Below are 13278 nucleotides of genomic sequence, written 5' to 3'. Positions count from 1 at the left end.
TCCTCTTGACGACGCAGAGCGTCGAGAACTGCATTCCCACGCTGGAGCGTGCGGAACGATCATCTCAACTATCGTGCGGCGCTCCGCGTCGCATGCCGTTCTGGACGCTCTGCGTCCTCTTGACGACGCAGAGCGTCGAGAACTGCATTCCCATGCTGGAACATGCGGAACGATCATCTCAACTATCGTGCCGACGCTCCGCGTAACAGGGCCCTTCCGCTAAAAGTTGACGGTGGCCGACAGTCTCGCCGTTCTGGGCGCGCCCATGAACAGGTAGTCGTCACCCAGATACTCACCGGCATCGCGCCAGTAGCGTTTGTCGAACAGGTTGTCGACGGTCAGGCGCAGGACGGTTTCATAGCCGCTGAGTCGGGTGCTGTAACGGCTGCCGATATTGAACAGTGCGTAGTCATTGACCTGCACGGAGCCTTCCCGGTCAGCGTACTTGCTGGCGCTGTACTGCACTCCGCCGAGCAATGCGAGCCCGGGCACCGGCAGGCTGTAGTCGGCTTGCAGGGTGCCACGGTATTTGGGCACATTGAGGGCCTGATGATCGTCATAGGCCTCGGTGCCGCTGTCTTCAACACGCGCCCGAATCGCCGCCGCACTGGCGGATATCTGCAGACGGTCAGTCACCCAGCCACTCGCCCCCAGTTCAAGGCCGGTGTTTTTCTGTTCGCCTTGCTGCACATAAGTGAACGTGCCGTCATCGTTGGGCCTGGAGTACTGGTACGCCTGGCGGGCCTGAAACACTGCGGCGGTCAGGCTCATGCGCTGCCAGTCATACTTGATGCCTGCCTCAAGCTGTCGGGACACGGTCGGCGCAAGAATTTCACTGGCATTGCTGGTGAACCAAGCGGCTGTCCCGCCCAGCGACAGGCCCTTGCTGTAGCTGGTGTAGAGCGAAACATTGTCCACTGGCTTGTAGATCAGCGCCGCCTGGGGCAGAAACACATAACGCTCGGTGTGTCGCGCATCGCTACCGTCCTCGTTGAATGCCTGCTCGTCGAGCCGCACTCCGCGTCCGCCCAGCACGGTTTGCCAGTGCTCGTTGAAGCTGATCCGGTCAGTGGCAAACACTCCGTACTGGCGGCTGTCCAGACGACGCTCGGTGTGCGGCAGCGCCAGGGTCGAAGGAGCCACCTGCTCAGGCGTTTCATTGATATTGCCCGAGCCGACGAATTCGTTGAAGGTACCGCGCGTATCGACCGTGCGGCGGTAGGCACTGCTGCCGAAGGTCAGTTCGTGCCCCAGCGATCCGGTCGTGAATGTACCGGACATGGCCGCTTCGACTTCATCGTTGCGACGCGTGTCGTCCGGGCTACGGAAATCATAGATGTCATAACCGCCCTCGGCACTGAAGTGGTTGGGCACTGCTTGCCCAGCGCAACTGGCCGAGCCGTAGCACCCCCACGCAAAGGCGCTGTAGTCATCGATGACCACCCGACTGCGCGACGCACTGAGACTGCCCTTCCAGCTGTCATTGAAGCGGTATTCGAAACGTCCGTTCATGTCAAGCGAGTCGATACCGACCGGATTGGACCAGTTCTGGTAACCCAGCAATTTACGCGGCGAGGCGTCGTGAGGCAGCGCAGTGCCGCCCAGAAGTTGATAACCGGGCACCGAACGCTGCTCTTTGGTCTGGTACTCGACGTCGAGTTGCAGCAGGGCGCGCTCGCTGATGTTCCAGTCGAACGCCAGCGAGGCAAAATCGCGCTGGCCATCGGCGTGTTCGACATACGAGCGAATGTCTTCGTGGGCAAGGTTGGCGCGCAGGCCAAACTGTTGCTCACTGCCGAACCAGCCACCGACGTCGGTCGCAATGTAGCGCTCGCCGTGTTCGTTGGTAGAGACCGTGACCGACCGGACGTCCTGCGCCCGCTTGGTCTGATAGTTGATGACCCCGCCAGGCTCGGCCACGCCACTCTGCAGGCCGGATAGCCCCTTGAGCAGCTCGACCTGCTGCTTGTTCTCCAGCGCTACGTTCTGCTCGCCGGCAATGCTGCGGCCGTTGATGCGATAACTGTTGGCGGCGTTCAACGAAAACCCGCGCACCACAAAGTTTTCGTAATAGCCCACCGGCGCGTAGCCGTCGCCGACCGACGCATCGTTGCGCAGCACTTCACTCAGCAGCTTTGCCTGACGGTCCCTGATCAGCGCAGCGCTGAACACTGACACCGACGCCGGTGTATCCAGCAAAGAAGCCTGATCCAACCCGAAGATCGACGCCCGCTCAGCTTTATAGTCGCCGCTACTTTCCGGCTCGCTGAAACCGGTGACGTTGACCGCATCCAGACTGAGCGCCTCAGCGGCCAGCAACGGCGAGGCAACCGCCATGCCCAACGGCAACAATCGCCAGGCGTGACGCATGGCAGGTCGGTAAGGCGTTCTCATCGATCAGACTCCGCAAGGACAGATGCCTGGACAGACGCGACGCACCTTCCGGCAGGGGGCCAACCTTTTACGTTCACTGCCGGTTTTTTTCAACCTTTGCGTGACGCTCTGCCTGTAAACAAAGTGCAGGGGAAAACTTTACTTACGAATCGGCAGAGCGAGACCTGCTTCAAAACTCTCCGCACACTTGAATAATTAAGCGTGAATTAAGTAAGCATGGATAACCTGAGTTCAACAAAACCGCTGAACCAATCAGCGTGTGATGAATCAATCAAGACAGATCAATCAGAAAGGAATACCCCATGAAACTTATGCCTGCCGTTTTCGCCGCTGTTGCCCTCACTGCTGTTGCAGGTACCGCCCAGGCTGACGTTGGTCCCGATGAAGTGATCCGCCTGTACAAGTCTCAGGCGTTGGGTGACTTTGAACAGTTCAACAAGAATGCGGTTGCCAAGCACCAGGGCTTCACAGTCCACGATACCGAACTGGACAAGGACCGCACCGGCCGCCTGATCTATCAGATCGAACTGAAAGACGCCAAGGGTGTGGAGTGGAACTACGACGTCGATGCCAAGACGGGCGAAGTGATACGTGACGAAAAGGACAATTGATCCGACTGTTTAACGGTTACCACCGCAAGCAACTCATAAGGAAATTCCCACAATATTGTGGGAATTTTCTTTTTAAGCGTTTAACAGGTTATTACTGAGCCAGGCCGACTTTCAGCAGACTTCCCTTATCGTCGTCGGTCAACAGATACAAGTAACCATCCGGTCCCTGACGCACATCCCGTATGCGCTGCTTCATGTCTTTCAACAGACGCTCTTCATGAACGATTTTGTCATTCTCGAACTGCAGCCTGATCAACTCTTCAGTGGCCAGCGCGCCGATGAATACGCTGTGATCCCATGCCTTGAAAAGACTGTGGTCATAGAACGCCATGCCACTGAGGCCCGGTGACACTTCCCAGACTTGGAACGGAATTTTGGTCCCTTCGACAACCTTGCCCTTGGACTCCGAAATCGGCTGACCCGAGTAATCGATACCGTGAGTCGCGATCGGCCAGCCGTAATTCGCGCCACGCTCGATGATATTCAGCTCATCGCCACCCTTGGGGCCATGCTCGTTGGTCCACAACGTGCCGGTCCAGGGGTCAAGCGCGGCGCCCTGCTGATTGCGATGGCCATAGGACCATATTTCCGGGCGCACGCCCTTCTGGCCCACGAACGGGTTGTCTTTCGGTACGCTGCCGTCCGGATAGATGCGCACGATCTTGCCCTGCAGCTTGTCGAGATCCTGCGCAGTAGGGCGCTGATTGTTTTCGCCCAGCGCGATGAACAGGTAACCGTCGCGATCGAAGACCATCCGCGCACCGAAGTGGTTGCCCACCGACAGTTTCGGTTCCTGGCGGAAGATGACTTCGAAGTCTTCCAGACGAGTCATGTCTTTGGAAAGACGACCACGCCCTGCGGCAGTGCCGGCGGTATCGCCCTCGGCGGCGGTCTTGCCGCTGCCCTCGGAGTAGGTCAGATACACCATACGGTCCTTGGCGAAGTCCGGTGACAGCACCACATCCAGCAGGCCGCCCTGCTTCTGCGCCCAGACTTGCGGGACCCCGGAAAGCGGTGCGGACAATTTGCCATCCGCCGACACCACGCGCAGATTGCCGGAACGCTCTGTCACCAGCATGCCTTGCCTGTCAGGCAGAAAGGCCAGCCCCCAGGGATGATCCAGACCTTCGACAACAGGCGTCACCGTGACGGTGCCCAGTTCGCTTTTGTAGGACTCCGTAGCGGCGCTGGCAGTCATTGGCAGGCTCAGAATGGCTGCAGTACACAATGTCGCGATCAGGGTTTTTCTAAGCATGAGCGTTTCCTTATGCATTGAGTCGACGTCCACACGGGTTCGCCGGGTTGAAAATTCAGTTGCCGCGCCTGGGGTCGGTTGTCGGTGTAGAAGGACGTGGCGTGTTCTGGCGCGTAGGGTAGCCGTTGCCGATGCCACCGTTTTCCAGAGTAGGCTTGCGCACTGGCGGCGCTATGTTGGGGCCCCGGGACGGCGGCACGCTGGACTCGGTGCCCTGGCGGCTGTTGGGGTTGGCACGGTGAATCGGGCTGTTATACGGGTTGCTGCTGGCACCGTTGTTGAGAGTGCTGTTTGGCAGCGTCTGCGCCTGGACCGCACCGATGCTGCATGACGCAACAAGCACGCCGCCAACAAGATTGCGCACAAAACTGTTCATCACTACCTCTGGGCAAAGTGAAACTTCGGAGTAACCGTGAAGGCTCAGGCCTTTGATGGCAACCCGGGCCTCAGGTTCGACTCGGCACAGCCGATGAGCAAGCAAAGCGGTGGGAGAGTTTGTAACAAGGATGGTCAGGGCTGTCGAAGCCGAACGACGCAACGGCGTGCAGCCCAAGGTTTCCGGAGCCCAAAAAAAGCGTCTCGCTGGCAGCCTGTGTGGTCATAAGACACAGGCTGGCAAAGGGGGCCTACGCAGACTTCAACGGCATGCTGAAGGTAAAGACCGTGCCCTGCTCTCGCGTCGAGCACACCTCGAGCGTACCCCCATGAGCAATGGCTATCTCGCTGGCGATGTACAACCCCAGTCCGAGCCCGGCTTGCGGCTCGTCGGTGATGGGTCTCGAGTACGGCAGGAACAGTTGCGCACGAACCGATTCAGGTATCGGCTCGCCCTGATTGGTAACGCTGAGCGCAAACACCTCGCCATGCACGCCTGCCGTCACTTCGACCGGGCTCTCGGCATCACCGTGGCTGATCGCGTTGGACACCAGATTGGAGAGCAATTGCGCGATCCGCTCATGATCGCAACGGATACGCTCCAGCGCGCCTATGTTCGAGTGAATCGGCCGCGACGGGTGAACGCGCTGCACCTCTGAAATCACATGCTCCAGAGTCTTATCCAGGCCGTGCGCCTCATGGATACTCAGGGGAATGCCATGACCCATACGGCCGCGGGCAAAATCGAGCACGTCATCGACCAGCTGCGAGGCGCGCTGGCCAGAGGTCAGGATGTGTTGCACGATCTGCCGGGCCTTCTCATCCAGCGGACGGCGCAACAGCAATTCGGCACTGGCATTGATGGCGAACAGCGGGTTGCGCAGGTCGTGGCCAAGCACGGCGATAAACTGCTCGCGCAGCTCAGCCACCTCACGTTCGGCGAGCAGGTCTTCACGCGCCTGTTGCAGGTTTTCCTCGGCCTCGATCTGCAGCGCCAGAAGACGTGCGAACGACACCATCATGGCCTCGATGGGCGTGCCGATCAGCTTTGCAGGCTTGGGGTCCAGCGCGCAGATAGTGCCGAAAAAGGAGCCGTCGGAAAGAAAGATCGGCACCGAGATATAGCTTTGGAAGCTGTACAGGCGCGGGGTGTCATGCGCACAGAACAGCGGATCCTCGGCGACATGATCAATCACCACAGCCTTGTGGGAGCTGCGAATCTCGTGGCAGATGGTGCTGCTCAATTCCAGCTCGCCGCCAGGTTTCAAACCGAAATCAAGCGTGTCCAGGACCGCACAGGCCGTCCAGGTGGTTTCGGTGACACGCGCCACGGCGGCGAAACCCAACCCGGTGGATTCGGCAATGACCTGCAGGATAGCCGGCACCGCGCTGATTCGACTGATCGTGGCCACATCATTTGAAATGGATCGCCGCATGTAGAACCTGTATGAACCTTGATGTGATGACGCAGCACGTTAGTTTAGAACTGTAACGATTTTTCTGCACCCGCGAATCACACGGGTTGATCGTCAATCTGCATGAAACCTGATCACCCCCCCGGTTTCGCCGGGGGACGCGGAAACGCCACGGTGAACGTCGTGCCCTCTTCAGCCGAAGAGCGAACCGTCACATCGCCCAGATGGGCTCGAACGATCTCGCGCACGATAAACAGGCCGAGCCCGACGGTGCGGGTCTCGTCACTGTCGCTGACCACACGTACGACGGGCTCGTACAGGTCGTCTACCTTCTCCATCGGTATCGGTTCACCGAGGTTGTGAACCGACAGTTTGATCATCCAGGTGTCAAACGACGATGTAATCAGAACCTCGCCGTCGTCGGTACCGTAACTGATGGCATTACTCACCAGATTGCCGAGCATCTGCAACAGGCGGTCAGGATCAGCCGAACACGCGCCCTGCCCTTCGCTGCGATGGGTCAGCACTCGATCCGGGAAAACCTGGCGCAGCTCTTCGACGCCCCGGGCGACGACTGCGTGAAAATCGATAGGCTGAGGAACGACGGTAATGCCACTGCCGACCCGGGCGTGAGTGAAATCCAGCAGGTCGACAATCATGCGATCGGCACGGTCGGTGGAATGATTGATGTGTCCCAGAATCCGCTCCTGCCGCGACTCCAGCGGCGTGCGCTCCAGCAGTCCGGCCGCCATCTTGATCGCGGCCAGCGGGTTGCGCAGGTCATGGCTGACGATGCCAATCATCTGTTCGGCAAAAATAGCCCGGATCTCCGCCTCGGCGTGCGCCAGACGCAAGCGATTGCGCGCCGAGGTCAGCTCGCTCTGCACGGTCATCTGCTGTTGCAGAAGCTCTTCGGCGATCTTGCGGGCAGCCAGCAGCTCACGCTCGTACTTGTTGCGCTCTTCGGCCAGGAACACGGCCACTTCATGCAAATACCCCGACGGGTGCTCGCGGCGGACGGCATTGAGCATCATCGGAATGGGGCGGCCATCGGCATGAATCAGCTCGACCTTGACCTCGGCAATTGAACCTTGCGACTGCAGCGTGGGCGCCCAGTGGGTCTGCAGAAAGGCCTTGCCTGCCAGGCTCAGCAGATCCTGGAAGCGGAGGCCCACAACAGCGTCGCGCTCCAGACCCAGCCATCGGCAAAACGTCAGGTTGGCACGCTCGATAGTGCCGTTGGGCAACGTGATCAACAGACCACAGGGCGCATGCTCGTAGAGGTCTTCCGTAACAGGCAGACTCACCTGTTCAACGGTCATGTACGGCGCTCTCGTAAAAGGCCAGAAACTGATTCATCGCAGTAATGCATTCCTGTGCTGCGCTCATGTGCGGGTAATGCCCTACGTTGTCGATCATGCGCAGGGTGCTGTCGGTAATGACGCGGTGCAAATATTCACCCACTTCGACTGGCACCACCATATCGTCGCTGCTTTGCAGAATGAGTGTTCTGCTCTTGAGTTGCCCGACATCGGCACGATGGTCGGATAAAAACGTCACGCGGGCAAACTGTCTGGCGATCTCGGCATTGGTACGACAAAAACTGTTGGCGAGCTCTTCGCTCAGTTCAGGCCGGTCCGAGGCGCCCATGAGTGTCGGCGCCATGGTGCTTGACCAGCCAAGATAATTGCTTTCCAGCGTCTCAAGCAACGAATCGACATCAGCGCGATTGAATCCCCCCATGTAATTTTCCTCGTTGAGGTAATGCGGGGATGGACCAATCATGATGTGGCCGTCGAAGCGGCCGGGTGACTGAAGCTCGGCCAGCACGGCAATCATGCAACTGACCGAGTGACCGACATGGACCACCGGCCCCTCTGCGGCGAACTCGTTGACCAACTCCAGCAAGTCGGTTGCATAGCCCTTGAGCGAAGAGTACTTGTGCGGATACCAGGCCGACGTATCAGAATTGCCGCTGCCCACCAGGTCGAACAGCACGACCTTGAAACGCTCTGCGAAGTGCGGCGCCATAAAACGCCACATGTTCTGATCGCAGCCGAATCCATGAGCGAAAATCAGAGTGATCGGTCCGTCGCCCAAAATATTGACGTTGTTGCGCTGCTGGACCGACATATCGGGCTCCAAAAATGGCCAGGTAAACGGCTGGGTATGAATACCGTAATAAAGATGGGAGGAGGTTATCACCGTTAAAGGCACATTAGTGGCACAAACCGCACTTTAAGACAGGCGCCAAAGCAGATTAATGACGGGCAGTAATCTGAGCCAGGCCCGGACCTCGCGAGGGATGAGCGGGGTAACGCGGAGCGTCGCGAACTGCATGCCAACGAGGAGCATTGGCACCATAAACAGTTACATTTGCGTATATCGGTGAGCGCGAAGCATGGCAGCGAGGGTTACGAACAGCTCTCGTTCCTCACGCTCCGCATTGGCACGATGAGCAAAACCGTCCAAGGGGCGGGAAGCTGACAAGAAGCGGTCTTTACTCACCGATGTCTTCGTTCCACAGTTCGGGCTTGCTGGCGATGAAGTCCTTCATCATGTGTGTGCACTCAGGGTTATCCAGCACGTCGATCTGCACGCCACGCGAGCGCAGCAGTTCTTCTTCGCCCATGAATGACTCATTCTCGCCGATGATCACTTTGCGGATGCCGTAGAGCAGAATCGCACCGCTGCACATCGCACAAGGCGACAGCGTGGTGTAGAGGACCGAGTCACGGTAGACACTGGCCGGCTGGCGACCGGCATTTTCCAGCGCATCCATCTCGCCGTGCTTCGTCGCACTGCCCTCTTGTACGCGACGATTGTGGCCTCGACCGATGATTTTTCCGCCGTGGACGATCACCGAGCCGATAGGGATTCCGCCTTCCTTCAGCCCGAGTTGTGCCTCATCGAATGCTGCCTGCATGAATGCGTCCATGTGTTTGCCTCGTATCGTCAAAAATAGCTGTCAGTGTTGCAGTGCTGCCTCGGCGTTGCCTAGCGCACGACTGACAAATTGTCCCAGCAGCTCCGATGACCGGGCTTTCATATCGGCGCTGACCTGGGTGTTTCTGGCCCTGAATCTGTTCCCCAATGAAGGCGAACCGTCGCCCTGATTGAGCGAACGCAACTCCTCGGCGGTAAATGAATGAGCATAAGCCGCTGCCAGATTGCGGTCCCACTGAGCCTGGTATTCCGGTTTTAGGCGCTGCAATTCCTTCTGTACCAGTTCCTGCGCTTCAGTCTTGCCGACTGCCTGCACGATACCGGCAAACGTCTCAGTGCGCGAGGCGACCTGATACCCCAGCCAGGCGAGACCTTCGCCCAGGTTTCGTTGCTCCACCAGGGCCAGCGCCATGTCGTCGGCCTCTTCGGCGCTGGCCGGATGCATCGCGTCCAGGCACAGACAGGCCAGCAATGCCAGGCAGATCTGCCACATGCCGCGCGAGCCCCGAACGTGATCAGTCATGACGCCTCCCGAGCATCGATTGGCCCGGACCTGAACTTATCAGCTCGGCCCGGCTTTACCACTCGGCGCGTCGCATACCGGCCATTGATGCCGTTATCAGCTATGCGCCTCGTGTCATGCAGCAGCGTGACAATTCCAAAACAACGATGCCGGAACGATGATCCCGTAAAGATAATTAAAGACTGCCGCTGACCCGTTCGGCGACATCGGCAGGCAACCAGGCTTTCCACACCTCGGGATGCTGCTTGAGGAAGCGTGCAGCCACGACCTTGGCATCCTCATGCTTGTCACTCATTTCGCCCAAGGTCTTGTTGAGCAGATCAATCGGGAAATCCACGCCCTTGAAGACACTCACCAGCTCCGGGTATTGCTTGCTGAATTCTGCCGAAACGCCGATCGACAGCTTTGCCGCCAGCGAAGAGGTGCCTCGCGGGTTGGGGTTACTGGCGTCGGTCAGGGTTTTCCAGGCTTCAGCATCAAAGGCGGGCTCGTCCAGTTTGATCAGCTTGTACTTGCCCAGCAGGGGCGTAGGTGACCAGTAGTAAAACAACACGGGCTTGCCGCGCCGGATGGACGATGCGACCTCGGCGTCCAGTGCTGCACCCGAGCCGGTGCGGAAGTTGACGAAGCTATCGGACAGGCCATAAGCCTTGAGTTTCTGAGTGTTGACGATCTCCGAGGTCCAGCCGCTCGGGCTGTTGAGGAATCGGCCCTTGTCCGGCGATTCCGGGTCTTTGAAAACGTCCTTGTAGCGCGCCAGATCAGCGACAGACTTAAGGTCCGGTGCCAGCGGCTTGATGCCTTTGGCGGCATCGCCCTTGATCACGTACTCGGGCACCCACCAGCCTTCGGTCGCGCCCTTGACGATGTCGCCCACGCCGAGCACCTTGCCTTCCTCTTCAGCCTTGACCCACACCGGGCTGCGTCCGGTCCACTCTTCGGCGATCACCTGAATGTCATTTTTCGCCAGCGCGGTTTCCAGGCTGACCGTACTGCCGGGCAACGTATCGGTCGGGTAGCCATAGCCCTTCTCGACGATGGTGCGCAGGACTTCAGTGATCAGGCTGCCGCTTTCCCAGGTCAGCGCGCCGAACTGGATTGGCTTGGTTTTTTCAGCCGCTGTCGCTGTCTGCCCAAGCAGGCTCAGCGCCAGAAGTGAACAGCCCAGTAGTCGTGTTATTGATTTCATGCTCACCTCAAATGGCGCGGAACAAACGGGTCTGAAAGTATCGACACCAGCCTGCGCCGATTAGTTGTCACGGCGTTAGCCTCTGTATGATGCAAGTCCCTGTTTTCAAGCGCGCCCGCGATGTCCGAAATCCAGTTTTATCCGCTGCCTGATGAATGTCGCCCGTTGCTGGGCAAGTTCTACCGTGAGCACCAGTCGTCGATGCGCGCTGCCGGCAAGGGCCAGGCGTGGGTTGCAAAGCGGGCGGAAATTATCGGTGCGTTGTGCCTGACGCCTGTCGCAGAGGGGCATTGGCTGACCGGGCTGTTCGTGGCGCCGGCGCTGCGCGGACAAGCCGTGGCGCGAGGCTTGATCGAAGCGGCGTTGCAACCGCTGGCCGGGCCGGTCTGGCTGTTCTGCCATCCGGACCTGCTGGGCTTCTACCAACGTTCAGGGTTCGAGACGGCACAGCGTCTGCCCCAGGCCCTGGGCGAACGATTCATGCGCTACAGCCGCAGCAAGCCGCTGATCGCACTGTGCCGCGAAGCGTGACAGCTTCGCAGCGCAACATGACCATCACTCGTCGGCGTTGGGGTCCATGTCCGGAAACATCACGTCCATGAAGCCGAATTTGCTGAAGTCGGTGATGCGCGACGGATAAAGCCGACCGATCAGGTGGTCGCATTCATGCTGAACGACCCGCGCGTGAAAACCATGGGCGACACGCTCGATGGGCTGGCCTTGAGGATCGAAGCCTTCGTAACGAATGCTCTGATAACGGTCCACCATGCCGCGCAATCCGGGCACTGACAGGCACCCTTCCCAGCCCTCTTCCAGCGTCGGGCTCAACGGGGTAATCAGCGGGTTGATCAGGATGGTCTGCGGGACCGCTTCGGCCTGGGGATAGCGCTCGTTACGCTCGAAACCGAAAATCACCAGTTGCAGATCGATGCCGATCTGCGGTGCCGCCAGGCCGACACCGCCGACGCTGTGCATGGTTTCAAACATATCGGCAATCAGCGTGTCGAGCTCGCTGCTGCCAAACATCTCTGCGGGCACCGGAGGGGCGATGCGCAACAAGCGCTCATCGCCCATCTTCAGAATTTTGTGGATCATGACTGCCTGTCTCTTGCCGACTTAAAAAGCGATCTTGCCACAGAAATCGATCAGGCTTCGTCAGCCTTCTGCAGCGGCACCGAGTGGTCGCGGCCAAGACCGGAGACATGCTGCTTGTCTGTCTCGCTGCTTTCTTCGCCGCCGTCACCGGCTTCCTTCTCGCCTGCATCCTTGCCTTCAGCGGACATGTGCTCGATCACCGCATTCATTTCCGCCCCCAGCAACAGCACCGCCGCCGAGATGTAGAAATACAGCAGCAGCACGATGATCGCGCCGATGCTGCCGTACATGGCGTTGTAGTCGGCAAAGGTCTTGACGTAAAAACCGAAGGCCAGGGAAGCAACGATCCACACCACCACGGCCAGCACCGAACCTGGGGTGATGAAACGAAACTCCTGTTTGACGTCAGGCATCACGTAATAGATCAGTGCCACAGCGACCATCAGCAGAATAATGATCGCGGGCCAGCGCAGGATGGTCCACAGCGTCACGATGAAGTCTTCCATGCCGATCTGCGCGGCAATCCAGTTCATGACCTGTGGCCCCAGCACCATGAAGGCGGCTGCCGCCAGCAACATGCCGGCGATGCCTACGGTGTAGAGAATCGACAGCGGCAGACGCTTCCAGATGGGGCGCCCTTCGACGACGTCGTACGCAGCGTTCATGGCGCTCATCATCAGGCGCACACCCGCTGACGCGGTCCACAGCGCGATGACGATACCGATCGACAGCAAGCCACCCTTGGACTGCTGCAACTGGTCGATGACCGGGTTGACCTGTTCGAGTGCCTGCGGCGGCAGGAGGAATTCCGATTGCAGTCGCAACCAGGAGAAAAAGTCAGGCAGGTGCAGAAAGCCGATCAATGCGATCAGAAACAGCAGAAACGGAAACAGAGAAAACAGCATCTGATAAGCCAGTGCCGATGCATAGGTGGACATCTCGTCATCGAGGAACTCGTTGACGGTTCTCACCAGCACCTTGCCGACTTTCAATTTACGCAAATGGGGGAAAATCATGGCGCTTCCTCTCGCTCCCTTACTGGAAAACCTTACATCCTGAAAACCGGCATCTCATACATGACGTATCGCGCTGACGGAGCCGATACGCGAATACCGATGGCACATTGACTGGACAGGCCATGAAAGGTTTCAGTCCCGCAGAGCAGAAAGCATAACGGCCATCCGTGGATGACCGTTATCGGTAATGCCAGCCACCGGCGCCAGGGCGCCGATAACAATCGACTCAAGCCTTGTCAACGCCCTTCTTGATGGCGTCCTTGACCTTGCCTACAGCCTGCTGGCCTTCACCTTTCAGCTCTTGTACTTTGCCTTCAGCCTGCAGCTTGTCATTGTCGGTAGCCTTGCCAACAGCCTGCTTGACGTTACCAACTGCTTCGTTGGCCATACCTTTGGCTTTATCGCTGGTGCTGCTCATCGAAAATCTCCTGGGTCTGAAGACCGCACTGGAATCGGATG

General features: G+C 58.7%; 14 protein-coding genes. 2 read left to right on the top strand and 12 right to left on the bottom strand.

Going from position 1 to position 13278, the window contains the following annotated elements; translation table 11 throughout:
- Positions 1-219 precede the first annotated feature (219 nt).
- Positions 220-2394 (bottom strand): TonB-dependent siderophore receptor, encoded by a 2175-nt coding sequence (locus BLR20_RS11835; protein ID WP_054993483.1) that lies wholly within the window; start codon positions 2392-2394, stop codon positions 220-222.
- A 302-nt stretch (positions 2395-2696) separates the two neighbouring features.
- On the opposite strand from BLR20_RS11835, the gene BLR20_RS11830 reads away from it, so the two are divergent.
- A complete protein-coding gene (locus tag BLR20_RS11830; RefSeq protein WP_054993482.1) occupies positions 2697-3005 on the top strand; it encodes a PepSY domain-containing protein in 309 nt (102 codons plus the stop codon).
- Positions 3006-3096: 91 nt separating this feature from the next.
- Here the strand turns inward: BLR20_RS11830 and BLR20_RS11825 are convergent, their stop codons facing one another.
- From BLR20_RS11825 to BLR20_RS11790, 8 genes are all read right to left on the bottom strand, one after another.
- The gene (locus tag BLR20_RS11825; RefSeq protein WP_032615017.1) at positions 3097-4260 is read right to left on the bottom strand and encodes a PQQ-dependent sugar dehydrogenase; all 1164 of its coding nucleotides are present in this window, start codon (positions 4258-4260) and stop codon (positions 3097-3099) included.
- Positions 4261-4315: 55 nt separating this feature from the next.
- Positions 4316-4636, bottom strand: a complete 321-nt coding sequence (locus tag BLR20_RS11820; protein ID WP_032615015.1) for a hypothetical protein — start codon at positions 4634-4636, stop codon at positions 4316-4318.
- A 250-nt stretch (positions 4637-4886) separates the two neighbouring features.
- A complete protein-coding gene (locus BLR20_RS11815) occupies positions 4887-6071 on the bottom strand; it encodes a GAF domain-containing sensor histidine kinase (RefSeq protein WP_054993481.1) in 1185 nt (394 codons plus the stop codon).
- A 113-nt stretch (positions 6072-6184) separates the two neighbouring features.
- The gene (locus BLR20_RS11810) at positions 6185-7372 is read right to left on the bottom strand and encodes a PAS domain-containing sensor histidine kinase (protein ID WP_054993480.1); all 1188 of its coding nucleotides are present in this window, start codon (positions 7370-7372) and stop codon (positions 6185-6187) included.
- On the bottom strand, positions 7362-8183 hold the full coding sequence (locus tag BLR20_RS11805; protein ID WP_010433745.1) for an alpha/beta fold hydrolase: 822 nt from the start codon (positions 8181-8183) through the stop codon (positions 7362-7364). Before BLR20_RS11805 ends, BLR20_RS11810 begins: the two co-directional genes overlap by 11 nt.
- A gap of 367 nt (positions 8184-8550) precedes the next feature.
- The gene (locus tag BLR20_RS11800; protein ID WP_003393272.1) at positions 8551-8988 is read right to left on the bottom strand and encodes a nucleoside deaminase; all 438 of its coding nucleotides are present in this window, start codon (positions 8986-8988) and stop codon (positions 8551-8553) included.
- Between the two features lie 30 nt (positions 8989-9018).
- A complete protein-coding gene (locus BLR20_RS11795) occupies positions 9019-9519 on the bottom strand; it encodes a hypothetical protein (protein WP_010433744.1) in 501 nt (166 codons plus the stop codon).
- A gap of 175 nt (positions 9520-9694) precedes the next feature.
- Positions 9695-10708, bottom strand: coding sequence for an ABC transporter substrate-binding protein (locus BLR20_RS11790; protein ID WP_054993479.1), 1014 nt, complete (start codon positions 10706-10708; stop codon positions 9695-9697).
- A 120-nt stretch (positions 10709-10828) separates the two neighbouring features.
- Here BLR20_RS11790 and BLR20_RS11785 point away from each other — a divergent pair, with 120 nt between their 5' ends.
- Positions 10829-11239, top strand: a complete 411-nt coding sequence (locus BLR20_RS11785; RefSeq protein ID WP_054993478.1) for a GNAT family N-acetyltransferase — start codon at positions 10829-10831, stop codon at positions 11237-11239.
- 24 nt (positions 11240-11263) lie between these two features.
- Here the strand turns inward: BLR20_RS11785 and def are convergent, their stop codons facing one another.
- The 3 genes from def to BLR20_RS11770 form a co-directional block, all read right to left on the bottom strand.
- On the bottom strand, positions 11264-11803 hold the full coding sequence (gene def / locus BLR20_RS11780) for a peptide deformylase (RefSeq protein ID WP_003314505.1): 540 nt from the start codon (positions 11801-11803) through the stop codon (positions 11264-11266).
- Between the two features lie 50 nt (positions 11804-11853).
- Positions 11854-12819: a YihY/virulence factor BrkB family protein gene (locus BLR20_RS11775; RefSeq protein ID WP_003314504.1), complete on the bottom strand. Its 966-nt coding sequence runs from the start codon at positions 12817-12819 to the stop codon at positions 11854-11856.
- 226 nt (positions 12820-13045) lie between these two features.
- The gene (locus BLR20_RS11770; protein ID WP_003314503.1) at positions 13046-13237 is read right to left on the bottom strand and encodes a CsbD family protein; all 192 of its coding nucleotides are present in this window, start codon (positions 13235-13237) and stop codon (positions 13046-13048) included.
- Positions 13238-13278 lie beyond the last annotated feature (41 nt).

The sequence above is a fragment of the Pseudomonas congelans genome, assembly GCF_900103225.1.
Lineage (GTDB): Bacteria > Pseudomonadota > Gammaproteobacteria > Pseudomonadales > Pseudomonadaceae > Aquipseudomonas > Aquipseudomonas congelans.
This window is presented reverse-complemented; position numbering and strand designations above follow the sequence as displayed.